Origin of the sequence: Pseudomonas oligotrophica, assembly GCF_021726475.1 — a bacterium.
Classification (GTDB): domain Bacteria; phylum Pseudomonadota; class Gammaproteobacteria; order Pseudomonadales; family Pseudomonadaceae; genus Stutzerimonas; species Stutzerimonas oligotrophica.
Genome location: NZ_JAKJRU010000001.1, coordinates 498,679 through 521,086, shown reverse-complemented (window position 1 = coordinate 521,086; position 22,408 = coordinate 498,679). Strand labels below are relative to the sequence as shown.

At 69.5% G+C, this 22,408-nt stretch carries 16 protein-coding genes; 9 read left to right on the top strand and 7 right to left on the bottom strand.

Annotated features, from left to right (window positions below):
* Positions 1–25 precede the first annotated feature (25 nt).
* Positions 26–760 carry an osmolarity response regulator transcription factor OmpR gene (gene ompR / locus L3N39_RS02400; protein WP_237255600.1) on the bottom strand — a complete coding sequence of 245 codons (735 nt, stop codon included), beginning with the start codon at positions 758–760 and terminating at the stop codon, positions 26–28.
* Positions 761–959: 199 nt separating this feature from the next.
* Between ompR and L3N39_RS02395 the strand changes: the two genes are divergently transcribed.
* The 3 genes from L3N39_RS02395 to gshA all read left to right on the top strand — a co-directional run bounded on the left by L3N39_RS02395 (position 960) and on the right by gshA (position 5,349).
* Positions 960–3,272: a Tex family protein gene (locus tag L3N39_RS02395; RefSeq protein WP_237255599.1), complete on the top strand. Its 2,313-nt coding sequence runs from the start codon at positions 960–962 to the stop codon at positions 3,270–3,272.
* A gap of 2 nt (positions 3,273–3,274) precedes the next feature.
* Positions 3,275–3,664 carry a PaaI family thioesterase gene (locus L3N39_RS02390; RefSeq protein ID WP_237255598.1) on the top strand — a complete coding sequence of 130 codons (390 nt, stop codon included), beginning with the start codon at positions 3,275–3,277 and terminating at the stop codon, positions 3,662–3,664.
* A 107-nt stretch (positions 3,665–3,771) separates the two neighbouring features.
* Complete coding sequence (gene gshA / locus L3N39_RS02385; protein ID WP_237255597.1) at positions 3,772–5,349, top strand: glutamate--cysteine ligase; 1,578 nt, start codon at positions 3,772–3,774, stop codon at positions 5,347–5,349.
* A 36-nt stretch (positions 5,350–5,385) separates the two neighbouring features.
* On the opposite strand, the gene argA is transcribed toward gshA, so the two are convergent.
* The 4 genes from argA to L3N39_RS02365 form a co-directional block, all read right to left on the bottom strand.
* Positions 5,386–6,684: an amino-acid N-acetyltransferase gene (gene argA, locus L3N39_RS02380; protein WP_237255596.1), complete on the bottom strand. Its 1,299-nt coding sequence runs from the start codon at positions 6,682–6,684 to the stop codon at positions 5,386–5,388.
* A gap of 29 nt (positions 6,685–6,713) precedes the next feature.
* Complete coding sequence (gene argE / locus L3N39_RS02375) at positions 6,714–7,871, bottom strand: acetylornithine deacetylase (protein ID WP_237255595.1); 1,158 nt, start codon at positions 7,869–7,871, stop codon at positions 6,714–6,716.
* Positions 7,872–7,984: 113 nt separating this feature from the next.
* Positions 7,985–9,250, bottom strand: a complete 1,266-nt coding sequence (locus L3N39_RS02370) for an inorganic phosphate transporter (protein WP_237255594.1) — start codon at positions 9,248–9,250, stop codon at positions 7,985–7,987.
* Positions 9,251–9,288: 38 nt separating this feature from the next.
* Entirely contained in the window at positions 9,289–9,966 is a 678-nt protein-coding gene (locus tag L3N39_RS02365) for a TIGR00153 family protein (RefSeq protein ID WP_237255593.1), read from the bottom strand.
* Between the two features lie 111 nt (positions 9,967–10,077).
* On the opposite strand from L3N39_RS02365, the gene L3N39_RS02360 reads away from it, so the two are divergent.
* Positions 10,078–11,439: a CYTH domain-containing protein gene (locus L3N39_RS02360; protein WP_237255592.1), complete on the top strand. Its 1,362-nt coding sequence runs from the start codon at positions 10,078–10,080 to the stop codon at positions 11,437–11,439.
* 220 nt (positions 11,440–11,659) lie between these two features.
* Positions 11,660–13,444, top strand: a complete 1,785-nt coding sequence (locus L3N39_RS02355; RefSeq protein ID WP_237255591.1) for a type IV pilus assembly ATPase TfpB — start codon at positions 11,660–11,662, stop codon at positions 13,442–13,444.
* A gap of 84 nt (positions 13,445–13,528) precedes the next feature.
* Here the strand turns inward: L3N39_RS02355 and L3N39_RS02350 are convergent, their stop codons facing one another.
* Complete coding sequence (locus L3N39_RS02350; RefSeq protein WP_237255590.1) at positions 13,529–14,239, bottom strand: murein L,D-transpeptidase catalytic domain family protein; 711 nt, start codon at positions 14,237–14,239, stop codon at positions 13,529–13,531.
* Between the two features lie 211 nt (positions 14,240–14,450).
* Between L3N39_RS02350 and L3N39_RS02345 the strand changes: the two genes are divergently transcribed.
* The 4 genes from L3N39_RS02345 to L3N39_RS02330 all read left to right on the top strand — a co-directional run bounded on the left by L3N39_RS02345 (position 14,451) and on the right by L3N39_RS02330 (position 21,072).
* Positions 14,451–16,040 carry a L,D-transpeptidase family protein gene (locus tag L3N39_RS02345; protein ID WP_237255589.1) on the top strand — a complete coding sequence of 530 codons (1,590 nt, stop codon included), beginning with the start codon at positions 14,451–14,453 and terminating at the stop codon, positions 16,038–16,040.
* 643 nt (positions 16,041–16,683) lie between these two features.
* Entirely contained in the window at positions 16,684–20,214 is a 3,531-nt protein-coding gene (locus tag L3N39_RS02340) for a PAS domain S-box protein (RefSeq protein ID WP_237255938.1), read from the top strand.
* A gap of 74 nt (positions 20,215–20,288) precedes the next feature.
* Positions 20,289–20,600, top strand: coding sequence for a DUF2388 domain-containing protein (locus L3N39_RS02335; protein WP_237255588.1), 312 nt, complete (start codon positions 20,289–20,291; stop codon positions 20,598–20,600).
* 46 nt (positions 20,601–20,646) lie between these two features.
* Positions 20,647–21,072, top strand: coding sequence for an OsmC family protein (locus L3N39_RS02330; protein ID WP_237255587.1), 426 nt, complete (start codon positions 20,647–20,649; stop codon positions 21,070–21,072).
* A 78-nt stretch (positions 21,073–21,150) separates the two neighbouring features.
* On the opposite strand, the gene L3N39_RS02325 is transcribed toward L3N39_RS02330, so the two are convergent.
* Entirely contained in the window at positions 21,151–22,251 is a 1,101-nt protein-coding gene (locus L3N39_RS02325) for a TRAP transporter substrate-binding protein (RefSeq protein WP_237255586.1), read from the bottom strand.
* Positions 22,252–22,408 lie beyond the last annotated feature (157 nt).

Here is a 22,408-nt window from a genome sequence, read left to right as displayed (position 1 = left end):
CCGCCCGCGCCTGCCGCCGGCCGCTTCACTTGTTGCCGTCCGGCACGAACACGTAGCCCACGCCCCAGACGGTCTGGATGTAGCGCGGCTTGGACGGGTCCGGCTCGATCAGCCGGCGCAGGCGCGAGATCTGCACGTCGATCGAACGCTCCAGCGCGTCCCATTCGCGGCCACGCGCCAGGTTCATCAGCTTGTCGCGGGTCAGCGGCTCGCGGGCGTGCTGCACCAGCGCCTTGAGCACGGCGAACTCGCCGGTGGTGAGCATGTGCACCTGGTCGCCCTTCTTCAGCTCGCGGGTGCCGAGGAACAGCTCGTAGTCGCCAAAGGTGACCACCTCGTCCTCGCTGGCCGGCGCGCCGGGCACCTGCGGCGCCTGGCGGCGCAGCACGGCACGGATGCGCGCCAGCAGCTCGCGCGGGTTGAACGGCTTGGCCAAGTAGTCGTCGGCGCCCTGCTCCAGGCCGTGGATGCGGCTGGCCTCGTCGCCCTTGGCGGTGAGCATGATGATCGGGATCTGGTTGTTCGCCTCGCGCAGCCGGCGGCAGGCCGAGAGGCCGTCCTCGCCGGGCATCATCAGGTCGAGCACCACCAGGTGGAAGATCTCGCGGCTGAGCAGGCGGTCCATCTGCTCGGCGTTCTCGACGGTGCGCACCCGATAGCCCTGCTCGTCGAGAAAACGCTCGAGCAGGCGACGCAGGCGCGCGTCGTCATCGACGATCAGGATCTTTTCGCCTTCGCTGGCGGCGGCAGTGATGCTCATGATGGCTCCCCGGATTTCAATGGCGGGCATTATGGCGCAGCGCCCCGCCCGCCCCTGCCGGCCATTGTTAGCAGATTTTTCGCCCGTCGGGGCAGACCGGACGCCGTGATGCAGGCTGGCCCCGCGCAGCGCCGCGACCGCTATACTGCCGCCCTTTCCGGCCGGACGGCCGTTTCATCCCCGCCCGCAGGACCCCGAGATGGACAGCATCAATTCCCGCATCGCCGAAGAACTGGGCGTGCGCCCGCAGCAGGTCGCCGCCGCCGTGGCACTGCTCGACGAAGGCTCGACCGTGCCCTTCATCGCCCGTTACCGCAAGGAAGTCACCGGCAGCCTGGACGACACCCAGCTGCGCAACCTGGAGGAGCGCCTGCGCTACCTGCGCGAGCTCGAAGACCGCCGCGGCGCGATCCTCTCCAGCATCGCCGAGCAGGGCAAGCTGACCGCCGAACTGGAGCGCGAGATCAAGCTGGCCGACACCAAGACGCGCCTCGAAGACCTCTACCTGCCGTACAAGCAGAAGCGTCGCACCAAGGGCCAGATCGCGCTCGAAGCCGGCCTCGGCGAGCTGGCCGATGCGCTGTTCGGCAACCCGGAGCTGGCCCCGGAGCAGGAAGCCGAGCGCTTCATCGATGCCGACAAAGGCTTCGCCGATGTGAAGGCGGTGCTCGAGGGCGCCAAGTACATCCTCATGGAGCGCTTCGCCGAGGACGCCGACCTGCTGGCCAAGCTGCGCGAGTTCCTCAAGCACAACGCCACCCTGGCCGCGCGCCTGGTGCCGGGCAAGGAAGCCGAAGGCGCCAAGTTCAGCGATTACTTCGAGCATGACGAGCCGTTCAAGGCGGTGCCTTCGCACCGTGCGCTGGCGATCTTCCGCGGGCGCAACGAGGGCGTGCTGTCGATCGCGCTGAAGGTCGGCGACGAAGTGCCGGGCAACCTGCACCCTTGCGAGGTGATGGTCGCCGAGCGCTTCGGCATCCGTAATGCCGGCCGTGCTGCCGACAAGTGGCTGGCCGAGGTGGTGCGTTGGACCTGGAAGGTCAAGCTCTACACCAGCCTGGAAACCGACCTGTTCGGCGAGCTGCGCGAGCAGGCCGAGGACGAGGCGATCAGCGTGTTCGCCCGCAACCTGCACGACCTGCTGCTCGCCGCGCCGGCCGGCCCGCGCGCGGTACTGGCGCTCGACCCGGGCCTGCGCACCGGCTGCAAGGTCGCAGTGGTCGATGCCACCGGCAAGCTGCTCGACACCGCCACCGTCTACCCGCATGCGCCACGCAACGACTGGGACGGCACCCTGGCGATCCTCGCCAAGCTGTGCGCCAAGCACGCTGTCGACCTGATCGCCATCGGCAACGGCACCGCCAGCCGCGAGAGCGACAAGCTGGCCGGCGAACTGATCAAGAAGCTGCCGGGCCTCAAGCTCACCAAGATCATGGTCAGCGAGGCCGGTGCCTCGGTGTACTCGGCCTCGGAGCTGGCGGCCAAGGAATTCCCCGACCTCGACGTGTCGCTGCGCGGCGCGGTGTCCATCGCCCGGCGCCTGCAGGACCCGCTCGCCGAACTGGTGAAGATCGAGCCGAAGGCCATCGGCGTCGGCCAGTACCAGCACGACGTCTCCCAGCTCAAGCTGGCGCGCTCGCTGGATGCGGTGGTCGAGGACTGCGTGAACGCCGTCGGCGTGGACGTGAACACCGCCTCGGCGGCGCTCCTGGCGCGCATCTCCGGGCTCAACGCGACCCTCGCGCAGAACATCGTGCAGTTCCGCGACGCCAATGGCGCGTTCAAGTCGCGCAGCGAGCTGAAGAAGGTGCCGCGCCTGGGCGAGAAGACCTTCGAGCAGGCCGCCGGCTTCCTCCGCGTGATGAACGGCGACAATCCGCTGGACGCCTCCGCGGTGCACCCGGAGACCTACCCGCTGGTCAAGCGCATCGCCGCCGATACCGGCCGCGACATCCGCTCGCTGATCGGCGACTCGGGCTTCCTCAAGCGCCTCGACCCGGCCAGGTTCACCGACGAGACCTTCGGCCTGCCGACCGTCACCGACATCCTCAAGGAGCTGGACAAGCCCGGCCGCGACCCGCGCCCGGAGTTCAAGACCGCCGAGTTCCAGGACGGCGTCGAGACCCTTGCCGACCTCAAGCCCGGCATGACCCTCGAGGGCGTGGTGACCAACGTCACCAACTTCGGTGCCTTCGTCGACATCGGCGTGCACCAGGACGGCCTGGTGCACATCAGCGCCCTGTCGGAGAAGTTCGTCAAGGACCCCTACGAGGTGGTCAAGGCCGGCGACATCGTCAAGGTCAAGGTCATGGAGGTGGACATCCCGCGCCAGCGCATCGGCCTGTCCATGCGCCTGAACGATGCCCCCGGCGAGAAGATCGAAGGGCAACGCGGCGGCCCATCGCGCGGCAACAGCCCGCGCAGCGAGCGTCACGCCAAGCAGGACAAGCCGGCGCCGGCCAACGCGGCGATGGCCGCGCTGTTCGCCAACGCCAAGCAGCTGAGGAAATAAGCATGAGCATTGAAGTCGAGGCGGTGGGCAGCTCCAGCGCCTTCGGCCGCCTGCTCGGCCTGGAGATACACCAGGTCGGCCAGGGCGAGGCCGTGCTCGGCCTGAGCATGCACGACGGCTTGCGCAACCTGCACGGCAAGCTGCACGGCGGCGCACTGTTCTCGCTGATCGACACGGCCATGGGCCAGGCCAGCCACAGCCTGGGCGACGGCTCGCCGAACAGCGTGACGCTCGAATGCAAGGTCAACTACATCCGCCCGGTCACCGATGGCGAACTGCGCTGCCGCGCCTGGGTGGTGCATGGTGGCCGGCGCACCCAGGTGCTCGAAGCAGAGGTTCATCAGGGCGACAAGCTGATCGCCAAGGCCCAGGCGACCTTCGCCTGCCTGTAATACCGGCCGAAGCGCGGCAACCCCGCGCTTTTTCTTCTCGCCTGGCGCTTGAAGCCGCCGAGCCGCCCCCCCATATTGGCCCGACTGTCGGTGAAGGAATCCACACCTTGAGCGATCTTCTCTCCCATCGTCTGGCAATGCTGGCCGAGCACTCCCACCTCCCGCTGCTCAGCCAATGCCTGCACGGGATCGAACGCGAATGCCTGCGCGTCGACGCCGACGGCCAGCTGGCCCTGACGCCGCATCCGCAGGCGCTGGGTTCGGCGCTGACCCATCCGCACATCACCACGGACTATTCCGAAGCGCTGCTGGAGTTCATCACCGGCACCGCCACCGACCCGCAGCAGACCCTCGACGAGCTCGACGCCATCCACCGCTTCACCTACACCCGGTTGCAGGACGAGCTCCTGTGGAGCCCGTCGATGCCCTGCCCGCTGCCGGGCGAGGCCGACATTCCCATCGCCGAGTACGGCCGCTCCAATGTCGGCCGGCTCAAGCATGTCTACCGCCAGGGCCTGGCGCTGCGCTACGGCAAGACCATGCAGTGCATCGCCGGCATCCACTACAACTTCTCGCTGGCCGAGGGCCTCTGGCCGCTGCTGCAGGCCGACGATGGCGACAGCCGCTCGCCGCAGGCCTACCAGTCCTCGCGCTACATCGCGCTGATCCGCAACTTCCGCCGCTACAGCTGGCTGCTGATGTACCTGTTCGGCGCCTCGCCGGCGCTGGACAAGGGCTTCCTGCGCGGGCGCCCGCACCAGCTCGAGGAGCTCGACGCCGACACCCTCTACCTGCCCTACGCCACCAGCCTGCGGATGAGCGACCTGGGCTACCAGAACAACGCCCAGGCCGGCCTGACGCCCTGCTACGACGACCTCGACAGCTACACCGAGAGCCTGCACGCCGCCGTCTCCACGCCCTACCCGCCCTATGCGGCGCTGGGCATCAAGGACGCCGCGGGCAACTGGCAGCAGCTCAACACCAACGTGCTGCAGATCGAGAACGAGTACTACTCGAACATCCGCCCCAAGCGCGTCACCGCCACCGGCGAGCGCCCGCTGCAGGCGCTGCGCGCGCGCGGCATCCAGTACATCGAAGTGCGCTGCCTGGATATCAACCCGTTCCTGCCGCTGGGCATCGACCTGGTCGAGGCGCGCTTCCTCGACGCCTTCCTGCTGTTCTGCGCACTCGACGACAGCCCCTGCCTGGCCGCCTGCGAATGCGGCGCGGCCACCGACAATTTCCTGCGCGTGGTCAATGAAGGCCGCCGGCCGGGGCTGACGCTGGTGCATGGTGGAAAGGAGGTCGAGCTCAAGAGTTGGGCCGGCGAGTTGCTCGAGCGCATCGGCCTGGTCGCCGCGCGCCTGGACCAGAGCCAGGGCGGCGAGGCGCATGCCCAGGCACTGGCGCTGCAGCAGGCCAAGGTCGCCGACAGCCGCCTGACGCCCTCGGCGCAGGTGCTGCAGGCGCTGCGCTACAATGGCGAGAGCTTCGCCCGCTTCGCCATGCGCCAGACCCTGCGCCACGCCGAGGACTTCCGCAACCGCCCCTTGCCGGCCGCCGAACTGGCCCGCTTCGAGCAGGCCGCGCGCGAGTCGCTGCAACAGCAGGCCGCCATCGAGGCGGCCGACAGCCAGGACTTCGACAGTTTCGTCGCCGACTACCAGCGCAGCCTCGACGCCTGATCTTGTCTGCGGCGGGCGCTGCCCGCCGCCGGCGCCTCAGAGCGCCTTTTCGAAGATCTTCGAATTGCGTTGGAAGTTGTACAGCGACGCCCGTGCCGCCGGCAGCCGCTCGACGCCGATCGGCTCGAAGCCGCGCTCGCGGAACCAGTGTGCGGTGCGCGTGGTGAGCACGATGAGCTTCTTCAGCCCCAGGCTGCGCGCGCGCTCCTCGATGCGCTCGAGCAGTTCGTCGCCGCGCCCGCCATGGCGGTATTCGGGGTTGACCGCCAGGCAGGCCAGCTCGCCGGCGTCCGAGTCGGCGATCGGATAGAGCGCCGCGCAGGCGATGATCAGCCCGTCGCGCTCGACGATGCTGAACTGCTCGACCTCGCGCTCGAGCACCTCGCGCGAGCGGCGCACGAGGATGCCCTGCTCCTCCAGCGGGGTGATCAGGTCGATCAGGCCGCCGACGTCCTCGATGGTCGCCTCGCGCAGCTGCTCGAACTGCTCCTGGGTCACCAGGGTGCCGGCGCCGTCGCGGGTGAACAGCTCGTTGAGCAGCGCCCCGTCGTCGACGTAGCTGACCACGTGGCTGCGCCGCACGCCGCCGCGACAGGCCTGGGCCGCCGCATCCAGCAGCTCGGCCTGGTACTGGCTGCCGAGGCGCTCGACGTAGGCCGGGATCTGCTGCGGGCGCAGCTCGCGCACCAGCTTGCCGCTTTCGTCGAGCAGGCCGGTCTCGGCGCCGTAGAGCACCAGTTTGTCGGCCTGCAGATCGATGGCGGCGCGGGTGGCGACGTCCTCGCACGCCAGGTTGAAGATCTCTCCGGTGGGGGAGTAGCCCAGCGGCGAGAGCAGCACGATGGTGCGCTCGTCCAGCAGCCGGCCGATGCCCTTGCGGTCGATGCGCCGCACCTCGCCGGTGTGGTGCAGGTCGACGCCGTCGAGCACGCCGATCGGCCGCGCGGTGACGAAGTTGCCGCTGGCCACGCGCAGCCGCGCGCCCTGCATCGGCGAGGCGGCCATGTCCATCGACAGCCGCGCCTCCAGGGCGATGCGCATCTGCCCGACCGCGTCGATCACGCATTCGAGCGTCTGCGCGTCGGTGATGCGCAGGTCGCGGTGAAAGTGCGCCTCGATGCCCCGCGCCGCCAGGCGCGCCTCGATCTGCGGACGCGAGCCGAACACCAGCACCAGGCGCACGCCAAGGCTGTGCAGCAAGACCAGGTCGTGGACGATGTTGGCGAAGTTCGGGTGCGCGACGCCATCGCCGGGCAGCATCACCACGAAGGTGCGTTCGCGATGCGAATTGATGTAGGGCGAGGAGTCGCGAAGCCAGGTGACGTAGTCGTGCATGCAGGAATCCGTGGGCTGTCGCACCGCGCTCAGGAGCTGGTCGCCGGGCGCAGGCAGTAGTGTTGGATCAGCTTGCGCAGCAGGCCGAGGGTCGGCTCGATGCGCGCCAGCTCCAGGTATTCATCGGGCTGGTGCGCGCAGGCGATATCGCCGGGGCCGAGCACCAGGGTCTGGCAGCCGAGCTGCTGAAGATAAGGCGCTTCGGTGGCGAACGCCACCGCCTCGGCGCGGTGCCCGGTCAGGCGTTCGGCCAGGCGCACCAGCTCGCTGTCGGCCGCCTGCTCGAAGGCCGGCACGCTGGGGAAGATCGGCCCCAGCTCGAGCTTCACCTGGTGCCGCTCGGCCACTGGCGCCAGGCGCTGGCGGATCGCCGCGCGCAGGCCTTCGGCGTCCATTCCCGGCAGCGGGCGCAGGTCGAACTCCAGGGCACACTGGCCGCAGATGCGGTTGGGGTTGTCGCCGCCGTGGATGCAGCCGAGGTTGAGCGTCGGCGTCGGCACGTCGAACAGCGGATTGGCGTATTCGCGCTGCCACTGCCCGCGCAGGGCGAGCAGCTCGCCGAGCGCGGCGTGCATCGCCTCCAGCGCGCTGTGGCCGTAGGCCGGGTTGGAGGAGTGGCCGCTCTGCCCGAGGATGTCCAGGCGCTCCATCATGATGCCCTTGTGCAGGCGCACGGGGCGCAGGCCGGTGGGCTCGCCGATCACCGCGGCGCGCCCCAATGGCCGGCCGGCGGCAGCCAGCGCACGGGCGCCGGACATCGAGCTTTCCTCGTCGCAGGTGGCGAGGATCAGCAGCGGCTGGCGGAACGGTTGGTCGAGCAGCGTGCGCGCCGCCTCGATGGCCAGGGCGAAGAAGCCCTTCATGTCGCAGCTGCCCAGGCCGTACCAGCGGTCGTCCGCCTCGCGCAGCCGCAGCGGATCGCTGTTCCACAGGCCGGCGTCGTAGGGCACGGTGTCGCTGTGCCCGGCCAGCACCAGGCCGCCGGGGCCGCTGCCGTAGCTGGCCAGCAGGTTGAACTTGCCGGGCGCGACCTCCTGGGTCTCGCAGGCGAAACCGAGGTCGCCGAGCCAGGCGGCAAGCAGCTCGATCACCGGCCGGTTGGTCTGGTCCCAGTGCGGCTGCGTGCAGCTCACCGAGGGCGCCGCGACCAGGGCGGCGAACTGTTGCTTGAGATCGGGAATGGCCACCGACGATCACCTCCTCGCGGTTCGGTGTTTCAGTGAAGCACGAAACGCGCCGCGACGGCCGCCGAAAACGACAGCGCCCCGTCAGAACGGGGCGCTGCCGGCAACACCGCCGCTCAGGTGAAGATGAACTTGAGCACGGTGAAGAAGACGATCGCGAGGAAGGCACCGGCCGGCAGGGTGATCAGCCAGGACATGAAGATCGAGCCGACCACGCCCAGGTTCAACGCACCGATCCCGCGGGCGATGCCGATGCCGAGCACCGCGCCGACCAGGGTGTGGGTGGTCGAGACCGGCAGGCCGATGGCCGAGGCGCCGACCACGGTGGTCGCGGTGGCCAGCTCGGCGGCGAAGCCGCGGCTGGGCGTCAGCTCGGTGATTTCCTTGCCGATGGTGGCGATCACCTTGTAGCCGTAGGTGGCCAGGCCGATGACGATGCCGATCGCGCCGAGCAGCAGCACCCAGCCCGGCACGGCGGACTTGGCGGCAATCTCGGCCGCGCCTTCGGACTGGATCACGCCGACGATCGCCGCCAGCGGGCCGACCGCGTTGGCCACGTCATTGGCGCCGTGGGCGAAGGCCATGGAGCAGGCGGTGAAGATCATCAGCACGGCGAAGACCTTCTCCACGCTGGCGAAGTGGAAGGCCTTGTCGGCTTCCAGGTCCAGCTTGATGCGGCTGAGCAGCGCGACGCCGAGCAGCGCCACCAGCACGCCGATGGCCAGCGCGATGAGCATGCCCTGCTGGCCGCTCAGGTGCAGGCCGACGTGCTTGAGGCCCTTGGTAACGGTCATCAGCGCGACCATGAAGCCAGTGAGGAACATGTACAGCGGGACGAAGCGCTTGGCGTTCTCGAACGGGTGGTCGGTGTTGATGATCAGCTTCTGCACGCTGACGAACAGGCCGAAGGCGACCACGCCCGAGAGCATCGGCGTGACCACCCAGCTGGCGACGATCGGCCCGATGGCCTCCCAGTGCACCGCGTCGAGCGACACGCCGACCGCGGCGAAGCCGATCACCGCGCCGACGATCGAGTGGGTGGTGGAAACCGGCCAGCCCTTGAGCGTGGCGATCAGCAGCCAGGTGCCGGCCGCCAGCAGCGCCGACATCATGCCCAGCACCATCAGGTCCGGGGCGATCACCTGGGCGTCGACGATGCCGTTCTTGATGGTTTCGGTCACCTCGCCACCGGCCAGGTAGGCGCCGCAGAACTCGAAGATCATGGCGATGAAGATCGCCTGCTTGATGGTCAGCGCGCGCGAGCCGACCGAGGTGCCCATGGCGTTGGCCACGTCGTTGGCGCCCACGCCCCAGGCCATGAAGAAGCCGAACGCGCAGGCGAGCACGAGGAGTACGAGGCCGTAATCCGAGATGAAAGACATAGAGGTTTACCTGTTGAACCCAGAAAGGACGCTGGCGCCTAGCGCGCCAGCAGTTGTTCCAGTCGGTTGCCGACTCGCTCGGCCCGGTCGGCCACGTCGCCAATCCATTCGATGATCTTGTAGAGGAAGATCACGTCCACCGGCGGAAGGTCCTTTTCCAGCTTGTACAGGCTGCGGCGTACCGTGACCTGCATGCGGTCGGTGTCACGCTCGATCTCCTCGAGCTCCTCGACCATTTTCTCGACCAGCGTCGCCTCGCGGCCGCTGAAGCCGGTCTCGAGCAGCGAATCCAGTTCCTTGAGCGCCTTCAGCGCCTGGGCGCTGGCGTCGACGCTGCGCTGCACGTAGGCGAGCATCTGTGGCTGCAGGTCCTGCGGGACCTTCATGCAGCGGCCCAGGATCAGGCCGGCGATGTCCTTGGCGCGATTGGCAATTTTGTCCTGTACACTCAGCAGGTCCAGCAGATCGGAGCGCGGAACCGGGAGGAACAGGCTTTTCGGCAGGTGCTGGCGAACGCTCTTCTTGAGCTTGTCGGCCTCGTTTTCCAGCTGGGCCATCTCTTTCTGGATCTGCTCGACGCGCTCCCAGTCCTCGACCATCACCGCCTGGAACAGCGGCACCAGGTTGGCGGCACACTCGTGGGATTTGGCCATGTGCTGCTGCATCGGGCCGATGGGCGAGCGACCGAACAGACTGACGAAGGGATTGACTGGCATAGGGTAGGGCCCCGGTTTCAAAGAGGCGGCAAGTATACGGACGCGCCCGGACACCCGCCACCGCGTGTAAGAAAGCTGAAACAACTCACACTATAGGCACCCGTCGGCATCATGCAGAAAGAAACCGAAATCAAGCTGCGCGCCAGCCGCGAGACCCTCCTGGCGCTGCGCGAGCACCCGCTGCTGAAGAAGCGCAACAAGAGCGGCTGGCAGCGCCACGAGCTGTTCAACCAGTATTTCGACAGCGCCGACCACGACCTGGCACGCGCGCGCGTCGCCCTGCGCCTGCGCCGCGACGGCGAGCAGTACATCCAGACCCTCAAGAGCCGCGGGCAGAGCGTGGCCGGGTTGTCCGAGCGCAACGAGTGGGACTGGTACCTGGACAAGCCCAAGCTCGACCCGAAGAAGCTCACCGACGACTGCTGGCCGGCGAGCCTGGCCGGGCTGGACAAGAAGACCCTGAAGCCGATCTTCACCACCGACTTCGTCCGCGAGAAGGCTGACATCGCCTGGGGCCGCGGCAAGCAGAAGGTCGCCATCGAGGCCGCGCTGGACCAGGGCCAGGTGCTCGCCGGCAAGCAGGCCGAGCCGATCAGCGAACTGGAGCTCGAACTGCGCCAGGGCGAGCCGACCGCCCTGCTGGAACTGGCCATCGAACTGGCCACCGAGCTGCCGCTGATGCCCTGCGACATCAGCAAGGCCGAGCGCGGCTACCGCCTGCACGACCCGGCGCACTACCAGGTGCAGCTGCCGGCCCCGGCACTCACGGCCGACATGCCGCTGGACGAGGCGATCCCGGCGCTGGCCTGGCACCTGCTGGGCAACAGCGGGCGGCTGGCCGAGCAGTACCGCTACAGTGGCCACTGGCGCCTGCTGGTCGACTGGCTCGAGCAGCTGAGCGGCCTGCGCGCCCTGCTTGCCAGCCTCGGCCAGGCCGCGCCACGCGCCAGCAGCCGTGAGCTGCGCGAGCTGCTCGATGCGCTGATCGGCGACTGGCGGCCGCGCATCGAGGCCGGCCTGCACGACGAGCAAGCACGCCAGGCAGCGCCGCAGCTGTTCGCCGCCGAGCTCGGCCAGACCCGCTGGGGCCTGTTCTCGCTCAAGGCCTCGCTATGGCTGCTGCGCCGCGCCTGGACCGAAAAGCGCAACGAGCGCGGCCAGCGTGCCGGGCAGGCGCCGGTCGGCCGCTGGCTGGCCCGCCTGCTCAACGAGGAGATCGCCGCCCTGCCGCTGGAGCGCTACCAGAACCAGCCCTACGACCTGCCCGAGCAGCTGCCGCGACTCGAACGCATGTGCGCCTGGCTGCGCCTGGCCCGCGGCGTGCTGGACGTTCCCGAGGCCGACCGCCTGTACGGCGAGCTGCACAAGCTGGCCGAGCTGGCCCGCAGCGCCAACGACGAGGACAGCCTGCAGGCACGCGCCGCGCAGGTGCAGACCGTGTGGATGCTCAAGGCCTGGAAGGCACTGAAGTAAGCCGCACAGGGCGCCGCCTACGGATAACCCACTCCGTAGGCGCCGCGTGGGCACCCTCGCCCCGCCCGCACAACGCGCTGCGGGACGCAGGGCGCAGCCTGTTGCCGAACCACGGCCGCCCGCATCCGGCAACCATCGGAAACATGACCCACCCCGGCGACAGGCCGAGGCTTTCCCGGCATGCTGGCCCTCCGCGCCAGCCGTTCGCCCGAGGATCCCGATGACCGCCATGACCACGCCCGCCCAGGACCGTCCCCTCGACCTCAACGACCTGCTGCGCGAACTGGTCGCCCAGGGCCACCTCAGCCAGGACAACGCCGAGCAGTGCCTGGCGGTGCGCCGCAGCGCGGTGAACAACCAGCAGCATCCGCTGGAATTCCTCGCCGCCCAGCAGCTCGACGACCTGCGCCGCCCCGGGCGCAAGCTCGACCTGGAAAGCCTGACCCAGTGGCTGGCCGAGCACGCCGGCCAGCCCTACCTGCGCATCGACCCGCTGAAGATCGACGTCGCCGCGGTCACCCCGCTGATGTCCTATGCCTTCGCCCAGCGCCACGGCATCCTCGCCGTCGCCCTGGAGCCCGGTGCGGTCACCATCGCCAGCGCCCAGCCCTTCGTGCACGCCTGGGAAGCCAACCTCACCCACGTGCTCAAGCGCTCGATCAGGCGCGTGGTGGCCAATCCGGTCGATATCCAGCGCTTCACCGTCGAGTTCTACCGCCTGGCCAAGTCGGTCAGCGGCGCCAGCAGCGCGGACCAGAAGATCAGCGGCGTCGGCAACTTCGAGCAGCTGCTCAACCTCGGCGCCAGCGACCAGGAGCCCGATGCCAACGACTCGCACATCGTCAACATCGTCGACTGGCTGTTCCAGTACGCCTTCCAGCAACGCGCCAGCGACATCCACATCGAGCCGCGCCGCGAGCAGGGCACGGTGCGCTTTCGCATCGACGGCGTGCTGCACAACGTCTACCAGTTGCCGCCGCAGGTAACGATGGCGGTGGTCAGCCGGCTGAAGTCGCTCGGGCGGATGAACGTGGCCGAGAAGCGCAAGCCGCAGGATGGCCGGGTGAAGACCCGCACCCCCGAGGGCAACGAGGTGGAGCTGCGCCTGTCGACCCTGCCGACCGCCTTCGGCGAGAAGATGGTGATGCGCATCTTCGACCCCGAAGTGCTGCTGAAAAGCTTCGACCAGTTGGGCTTCTCGCCGGACGACCTGCGCCGCTGGCAGAGCATGACGTGCCAGCCCAACGGCATCATCCTGGTCACCGGGCCGACCGGCTCGGGCAAGACCACCACGCTCTACACCACGCTCAAGCAACTGGCCACGCCCGAGGTGAACGTCTGCACCATCGAGGACCCGATCGAGATGATCGAGGGCGCCTTCAACCAGATGCAGGTGCAGCACAACATCGAGCTGACCTTCGCCAGCGGCGTGCGCGCATTGATGCGCCAGGACCCGGACATCATCATGGTCGGCGAGATCCGCGACCTGGAAACCGCGGAGATGGCCATCCAGGCCGCGCTGACCGGCCACCTAGTGCTCTCCACCCTGCACACCAACGATGCGCCCAGCGCCGTGACCCGTCTGCTCGAACTGGGTGTGCCGCACTACCTGATCAAGGCCACCGTGCTCGGCGTGATGGCCCAGCGCCTGGTGCGCACGCTGTGCCCGCACTGCAAGGCGCCGATGCAACTGGACGCCGATGACTGGGCCGCGCTGACCAAGCCGTGGAACGCCCCGCTGCCAGGCGCTGCGCAACAGGCGGTCGGCTGCCTGGAATGCCGCGACACCGGCTACCGCGGGCGCGCCGGGGTCTACGAGATCATGCTGGTCAACGACGCCATCAAGCCCTTGATCACCGCCGACACCGACCTCGTCGCCCTGCGCCGCGCCGCGTTCAAGGACGGCATGCGCAGCCTGCGGCTGTCCGGCGCGCAAAAGGTCGCCGCCGGGCTGACCACCCTCGACGAAGTGCTGCGGGTGACGCCGCAGAGCGAACAGAAGTAGCCCCGCGCAGGCTGCACCCGACGCACCGATGGCCACATGAAGAATTGACGGTGCGCGCGGCGCACCCCGAGGGCACCTGCTGGCTCAGCCCTCTGCCGCGGCGAGGATGCTCGCCACCTGGTTCGGCTTGCAGTTGAGGTAGGCCGAATTGCGCACCCACTTCTGGTCGGGGTACCAGGAAAACATGAACTGCCCGCCCTTGAGGCTGTCGACCACCATGCGGGCGACTTCCGGGCGTACCGCCGGGCAGCCCTGGCTGCGGCCGATGCGACCCTGGGTGGCGATCCACGCCGGGTTCACGTAGGCGGCCGGGTGAATGACGATGGCACGCTCGCGGGCGCGGTCATTGATGCCCGGCTCCAGGCCGTCCATGCGCAGCGAGTAGCCGTGCTTGCCGGTGTAGCTCTCGGCGGTGCGGAACAGGCCGATGCTCGACTGGTGGCTGCCGACCCGGTTGGAGAAGCGCGTGGCCAGGTTGTCGCCGGACTTCTGCCCGTGGGCGACGAACTCGCGCAGCAACAAGCGTCGCTCGCCGAGGTCGAAGATCCACAGGCGGCGCTCGGAGGATGGCCGGGAGAAATCGATCACCGCCAGGCGGTCGGCCGGCGTGGCGCCATTGTTGACCGCGCACTGCATGGCCGCGACGGCGTGGGTGAGCACCTGGCGATCGAGGCTGGGCGCGACCCGGGCCAGGCTCTCGACCAGCGGCTGGTAGGCCGGCGCGCCGGCCAGGGCCGGGGTCGCCAGGACGACAAGACCTGCCGCAAGGCAGAGACGTCGAAGCAATGGAAGCATGATGTAGGTAACCTCATCGGGCACGGCGAGCGGACTTGCTGCCCTCGCTGGCGCCTCATTCGCTGCCAGCCGGACGGCAGCGACACAAGCCGGGTGAGCCAAGGCTCGGCCCGACGCGATATGTTGTCAGGGTCTGGACGACCTGCAAGCCCGGCGCTGCCGGGTACCGCGGCGCAGTCTAGCAGTCGTGGACTGGCTCTGGAGCGAAACATTGGTCAAAAAACGTGCATTCTGTCTGACCGCCTGGCTGCTGGCGCTACCCTTCACCGCCACGGCCAACCCGCCGAGCGCCCCCTCCAAGCCGCTGGCCACCGCCCTGGATGCGCTCGAGCAGCGCTGCCCCGCGCTGCAACCGGTGCCCGACGGCGAGGCCCGCGAGACGCTCGCCACCTTCTACCAGCGGCGCGATTTTGAGCCGGCCTGGCGCAGCTACCGGCAGATCGACCGCCTGCTCGAGGCCCTCGAAACCCTGGCCGACGACGGCCTTGCACCGGCCAGCTATGCGCCGCAGCGCATCCGCGAGCTGACGCAAAGCGCCAGCCGCGAGCCGCTGCACCGCGCCTGCGCCGACCTCGCCGCCAGCCACGCCTACCTGCAGGCGCTCGACCACCTGGCCTACGGGCGCCTCGCGCAGGCGGCGATCGAACCCTTGTGGCGCAGCCCGGACAGCCCTGCCCAGCGCGACCGGCACCAACTGCTGGCGCGCGCCTGGGACGGCCTGGACGACCCGCGCCGTGCGTTCGACTCGGCGCGCCCGCAACTGGCGCTGTACCGCCAGCTGCGCGAGATCTATGCCGCGCTGCGCCGCGCGCCGCTGCCGGCCTGGCAGCCGATCCCCGCCGGCGCCAGCCTGCACCCGGACGACCGCGACCCGCGCGTGCCGCTGCTGCGCCAGCGCCTGGGCGCGCCCGACGCCGCGCAGGCCGAGCGCTACGACGCCGCGCTGGTCGCCGCGGTACGCGATTTCCAGCTGCACCACGGCATCGAGGAGGACGGCGTGGTCGGCCGCGCCACCCTGGCTGCGCTCAACGTCAGCCCGGCCAGCCGCCTGGACCAGCTGCGCATCAACCTCGAGCGCCTGCGCTGGTTCGCCGGCGAGGTGGAGCCGCGCTCGCTGCTGGTGGACATCGCCGGCGCCTCGCTCAGCTACTTCGAGGACGGCGAGCTCCGCTGGCGCACGCGCACCCAGGTCGGTCGCGAGGCGCGGCGCACCCCGCCGCTCAAGTCGCGCGTCACCCGCCTGACGCTGAACCCGACCTGGACGGTGCCGCCGACCATCCTGCGCGAAGACAAGCTGCCGCAGATCCGCCAGGACCCGAACTACCTGGCGCACAACCGCATGAGCGTGCTCGACCGCCAGGGCAACCGCCTGGACCCGGCCACGGTGGACTGGGACAACCCCGGCAGCCTGATGCTGCGCCAGGATGCCGGCCCGGAGAACCCGCTGGGGCGCGTCGCCGTGCGCTTCGCCAACCCCTTCTCGGTGTACCTGCACGACACCCCCAGCCAGGCGCTGTTCGAGCGTGCCGGGCGCACCACCAGCTCCGGCTGCGTGCGGGTGCAGGGCGCCATGCAACTGGTCGACCTGCTGCTCACCGATGCCGAGCGGCCGCGCGTGACGCAGCTGCTCGACAGCGGCCAGACCCACGAGTACCGCCTGGCGCGGTCCATTCCGATCCTCATGGCCTACTGGACCGCGGCGGTCGACGAGTCCGGCCGGCTGTTCTACCACCCCGACATCTACCACCAGGATGCCAGGCTGCTCGAGGCGCTGAACGCCGCCGAACGCGGGCAGCCGTGACCGGCCGGTCGAGCCTGCGGCTGCAGCCGACCGCCCGGCGGCGCGATCGCTCGGCGACCGCTGAACCATGTGCGCCTGATGTAGTCTTTTGCAGGGCTTTTCCCGCCTGCGCAGCGACCTGCGCGGACACCTTCGAAACACGACCAGCCAGCAGCTGGACACAGGCAACGGACAGCCGAGCATCGACACCTTGACCCAGCAAGCCCCCCGCGCCCTCATCTGGCATGACAGCGACCGGCTGGCCGCCGCGGCCTGCCTGGCGAGCGCTCCCGCCTATCTGGCCGGCCAGCTCGACGAGCTGCTCGCGCTGGCCGCGCAGCTGTGCGAGCGGTCGGCCGCGGCACTGCACCTGGTCGAGCAGCGGCAGCACAGCCTGGCCACGCTGAACCTGGCCGACGAACCGCTGCCGCTGGAGCATTCGCCGAGCGCGCGGGCGATCCTCGCCGACGCGCCGGTGGTCGAGTTCGAGCTGGATGAGCATGCGCCGTGCCTCGGCGACGGCCGCCCGGCACGCCACTACGCCGCCGCCATCCTGCGCGACGAACGCGGCCTGGCGGTCGGCACGCTCTGCCTGTTCGACAGCACCCCGCGCGAGCTCGATGCGCCCCGGCGTACGCAGCTCGAGCGCCTCGCCGGCCAGGCCATGGCGCTGCTGGAACTCGGCCGGCGGCGGGCAAAGGAGAGCGGCGGCGGCCTGGCCAGCGAGCACCAGGTGCAGCTCGCCCTGCAGCAGAGCGAGGCCTACACGCGGCTGCTGCTCGATTCGGCCAGCGAAGGCTTCTACTCCATCGACACCGCCGGCCGGGTCACCCTGTGCAACGAGGCCTTCCTGCGCATGCTCGGCTTCGCCAGCCGCGACGAGGTGCTCGGTCGCCAGCTGCACGAGATCATCCACCACAGCCATCCCGACGGCAGCCCCTACGCCGTGGAGGACTGCCCGATCCACCGCAGCGCGCGCAGCGGCGAATCCCATCGCATCGAGCGCGAGCTGTTCTTCCGCAAGGACGGCAGCGCGCTGCCGGTGGAATACCGGGTCGGGCCGATCTACCGCGACGGCGTGCTGCAGGGCGCGATCTGCACCTTCACCGACATCAGCGAGCGCACCCAGCACGAAGCCCTGCAGGCGTTGCTGCTGGACATCAGCGACCGCCTGCAGGCGTCCAGCGAGCAGATCGACATCCGCTGCGTGCTGGATGCGCGCCTGGGCCGCCTCACCGGCGCCGACTGCATCGCCCTCGGCCACCTGGACGGCGACGCCCTGGTGCTGACCCAGCAGTGGCACGCGCCGAATGCCGCCGACCGCCTCGGCCGGCACCCGCTCGGTGGCCGCGAGCTCGGCCCGCGCCTGGCCGCCGGCACCCTCGTCACCCTCGATGCCGGCGACGAGCCGGCGCAGGCCGGGCTCTACCGCAGCCTGTCCAGCCAGGCCCTGCTGCTGGCGCCGCTGACGCTGACGCTGCCCGAGCAGCCGCGCGGCGCGCTGTTCCTGCTCTTTGCAAGCGCCACGCCGCGCCACTGGCCGCCCGGCGACATCGCGCTGATCCGCGAACTGGTCGAGCGCATCCGCGCCGCGAGCGAGCGCATCACCACCCTGCGTGCCCTGCGCGAGGCCGAGCAACGCATCAGCCTGGCCAACGAGATCGCCTCGATCGGCGTCTGGGAGTACAACGAGACGCGGCGCACCCTGCACTGGGACAACCAGCTCAAGGCGCTGGCCAACCTCGGCCCGGACGACCCCACGCCCTCGGCCGAGGAAGTCCTGCAGCTGGTGCACCCCGACGAGCGCGGGCTGCTGCTCGAGGCGCTGCGGCGCTCGCTGCAGGGTGTCGACGGCGGCGAATTCCAGGTCGACTACCGCATCCTCGATCCGCGCAGCGGCGAGTATGTCTGGCTGACCAACCGCGGCCGCCGCGTGCTCGACGCCAACGGCGAGGTGCGCATCCTCGGCACCTCGCGGCAGGTGACCGCCGAGCGCAGCGCCGCCGAGCACATGCGCCAGATCAACGCCCTGCTCGAGGAGCAGATCAGCGAGCGGCGCCTGGTCGAGCAGCGCCAGACCGCCCTGATCGAACTGGGCGACCTGCTGCGCGAGCAGCACGACAGCCAGACCATCGCCCACGCCGCGGTCAGCGTGATCGGCCATACCCTGCAGGTCTCGCGCGTGCTGCTGGCCAGCATCGACCCCGGCGGGCTCACCGGCACCGTGGAGCGCTACTGGAGCGACGGCGCCTCGGCGGCCGGCAACGAGCGCGTGCATTTCGCCGACTTCGGCGACTTCCACTACGACCTGATGAACGACGAGCTGGTGGTCATCGACGACGTGCTCAACGATGCCCGCACCGCCAGCCAGGTCGAGCTGTTCGCCGAGCGCCGCATCGCCAGCCTGGTCTGCGTGCCGCTGTTCGAGCAGGGCCAGCTGGCCGCCGCGCTGATGCTGCTCGAGGATGCGCCGCGCCACTGGCAGGACGACGAGGTGTCGTTCATCCGCGAGGTGGCCGACCGCAGCTGGACCGCCGACGAGCGCATGCGCGCCGAACGCGCCCTGCGCGAGAGCGAGGAGCAGTTCCGCACCCTGGCCGACAACATGAGCCAGTTCGCCTGGATGGCCGACCCCGGCGGGCGGATCTACTGGTACAACAAGCGCTGGTACGACTACACCGGCACCACCTACGAGGCGATGCGCGCGCTCGGCTGGGCGGCCGTGCACCATCCCGAGCACCACGAGCGGGTCACCGCCTCGCTCAAGCGTGCCTTCGCCATCGGCTCGATCTGGGAGGAGACCTTCCCCCTGCGCGGCAAGGACGGCCGCTATCGCTGGTTCCTCTCGCGCGCACTGCCGATCCGCGACGACTATGGCCAGGTCACCCACTGGTTCGGCACCAGCACCGACATCACCGCCCAGGTCGCCGCCGAGGAAGCCCTGCGCGAGCTCAACGACAGCCTCGAGCGGCGGGTCATCGAGCGCACCCGCGAGCTGGCGCAGATCAACAACCGCCTGCACATCGAGATGGCCGAGCGCGAGCGCGCCGAGGAAGCGCTGCGCCACGCGCAGAAGATGGAAGCCATCGGCCAGCTCACCGGCGGCCTGGCGCACGACTTCAACAACATGCTCACCGGCGTGCTCGGCGCGCTGGACCTGATCCAGCGGCGCGTGGCCAGCGGCCGCCTGGGCGAGCTGGACCGCTACCTCGACGCCGCGGTGACCTCGGCCAACCGTGCCGCCGCACTGACCCACCGCCTGCTGGCCTTCGCCCGTCGCCAGTCGCTGGACCCGCGGCCGGTGGACGTCAACCAGCTGGTGGTGTCGATGGAGGACATGCTGCGCCGCACCATCGGCGAGCACATCCTGCTCGACAGCCAGCTGCAGCAGCCGCTCTGGCTGGCCTACACCGACGCGCACCAGCTGGAGAACGCCCTGCTCAACCTGGTGATCAACGCCCGCGACGCCATGCCCGACGGCGGCCACCTGAGCATCGCTACGCGCAACGTCGAGATCGCGCCCGACCAGCCGGACAGCCCGGAGCCGGGCGACTACGTGGAGCTCAGCGTCGCCGACACCGGCTCGGGCATGTCGGCGGAGGTCATCGCCAAGGCCTTCGACCCCTTCTTCACCACCAAGCCGATCGGCCAGGGCACCGGCCTCGGGCTGTCGATGGTCTACGGCTTCGCCAAGCAGACCGGCGGCCACGTGCGCATCGAGAGCCGCGTCGGCGAGGGCTCGCGGATCACCCTGCTGCTGCCGCGCAACCAGGTCGAGGACCGCCTCGAGGCCGAGCGCCGCGAACCCGGGCAGGCGCCGCAGGCCGCGGGCGGCGAGACGGTGCTGGTGATCGAGGACGAGGTCGCGGTACGCATGCTGGTGATCGAGGTGCTGCGCGAGCTGGGCTACCGGGTGCTCGAGGCGAGCGACGCGCTGACTGCCATGCCGTTCATCGAGAGCGCCCGGCGCATCGACCTGGTGGTCAGCGACGTCGGCCTGCCCGGGCTCAACGGCCGCCAGCTCGCCGACCTCGCCCGCCAGCACCGCCCCGGGCTCAAGGTGCTGTTCATCACCGGCTACGTACCGCACACCGAGCGGCGCGACGACTTCCTCGCCCCGGGCATGGACATGCTCGCCAAGCCCTTCAACATCGACGACCTGGCCAGCCGCATCCGCCAGCTGATCGAGGCCTGACCCGGCCGCCCACGTCGGAACTCGACGGTTCGCTGCGCACTCTCAAGCAAGACAGGATCCAAGGAGGTGCGATCATGCGAAACAAGACACTGGCTGTGCTGGCCCTGGCGGCCGCCCCGCTCGGCAGCGCGCTGGCCGATGGGCTGGTACGCGACATCCTCTCCTCCGGTGCGACCACCGCATCGACCTACATGACCTTCCGCGACGACAAGCAGGTCCTGGCGATCCGCGAGGACGCCGGCAGCTTCGTCGCCAGCGACGGCGCCATCCGCGGCCCGCACCTGGAAGCCACCCTGCAGCGCCTGCGCAGCGAGCGCCCGGAGTTGGCGGCCAGCGACATGGAGCTGGCGCGGGCGATCCTCGCCACCGAGCAGACGCCGCGTTGATCCGATCCCCGGCCCGCTCCGGCGGGCCTTCTTTCGAGGAGGCAGCATGAAGAAGAGCGCATCGGCCGTCTGGCAAGGCGGCCTGAAGGATGGCAAGGGCACCATCAGCACCCAGAGCGGCGCGCTGAAGGACAACCCCTACGGCTTCAACACCCGTTTCGAGGACGCCCCGGGCACCAACCCGGAGGAACTGATCGGCGCCGCCCACGCCGGCTGCTTTTCCATGGCGCTGTCGATGCTGCTCGGCCAGGCCGGGCTGACCGCCGAGCGCATCGAGACGCGTGCCGAGGTCACCCTGGACAAGGACGGCGAGGGCTTCAGCATCACCGCCGTGGACCTCACCCTCAGGGCGCGGGTGCCGGGCGCGGACCAGGCGCGCTTCGCCGAGATCGCCGACCAGGCGAAGGAAGGCTGCCCGGTGTCGAAGCTGCTCAATGCACGCATCAGCCTGAACGCCACGCTGGAAGGCTGAACCCTGCCGCGGCCTTCGCGCGCACGAAAAAAAACGCCACTGCAGCCTGCAGTGGCGTTTCTTCATCCCGGCCGGCGGTCAGCCGCGGATGTTGTAGATGTCCTTCTCGTTCAGCTCGGCGTACTCGTACAGCCGCTTGAGATAGGCACTCTGCTGCTCCCACACCTTGGCGGCGACCGGATCGGCCTTGGCCGAGGCCTCGACCACTTCGGCGGCCACTTCCTTCAGGCGTGCCAGGACTTCGTCCGGCAGGCGGCGCACTTCCACGCCCTGCTCGCGCAGCTGCTCGAGCGCTTCCATGTTCTTGGCGTTGTAGTCGTCGAGCATGTCGCCGTTCACGTCGCGCGCGGCGGCCCGCACGATCGCCTTGAGGTCATCCGGCAGGGTTTCCCAGGCCTTGAGGTTGACGTCCAGTTCGAAGGTGACGTTCGGCTCCTGCCAGCCCGGGGTGTAGTAGTACTTGGACGCCTTGTGCAGGCCCAGGGCCAGGTCGTTGTACGGGCCGATCCACTCGGTGGCGTCGATGGCGCCGGTCTGCAGCGCGGTGAAGATCTCGCCGGCCGGCATGTTGACCACGGTGCCGCCCATCTTGGTCAGCACTTCGCCGCCCAGGCCGGGGGTGCGCATCTTCAAGCCCTTGAAGTCGTCGACCGAGTTGATTTCCTTGTTGAACCAGCCGGCGGTCTGCACGCCGGTGGCGCCGCAGGCCATCGGCAGCACGCCGAACGGCTTGTAGACCTCTTCCCACAGCTCGATGCCGCCGCCACGATGCAGCCAGGCGTTCATCTCCTGGGCATTGGGGCCGAACGGCAGGGCGCAGAAGAACTGTGCCGCCGGGACCTTGCCCTTCCAGTAGTAGGGCGCGCCGTGGCCCATCTCGGCGGTGCCGCGCGACACCGCATCGAACACTTCCAGCGCCGGCACCAGCTCGCCAGCGGCGTAGACCTTGATGGTCAGGCGCCCAGCGCTCATCTCGTTGACCAGCTTGGCGAAGCGCTCGGCACCGACGCCGACGCCCGGGAAGTTCTTCGGCCAGGAGGTGACCATCTTCCAGGTGAAGGTCTGCTGTTCGGCGGCCGCCTTGCCGGCACCTGCGGTTTCGGTCTTTTCATTGCAGCCGGCCAGGGCGGTGGCCGCCAGGCCCACGCCAGCGGCGGCGAGGATGTCACGACGTTTCATTCGATGCTCCTTGTTGTTCTGGTCTTGTCAGGCAACGGCGATGTGCCCGGACACTTCTTCCCCCGATTCGGCGCGGGACGTCGCGCATCGGGCGCCCTGTTGCGCGCCGCGTCGCGAAGCTGTCCGCGTCGGGCAGCTCCCGCAGCCAGGCCGGACA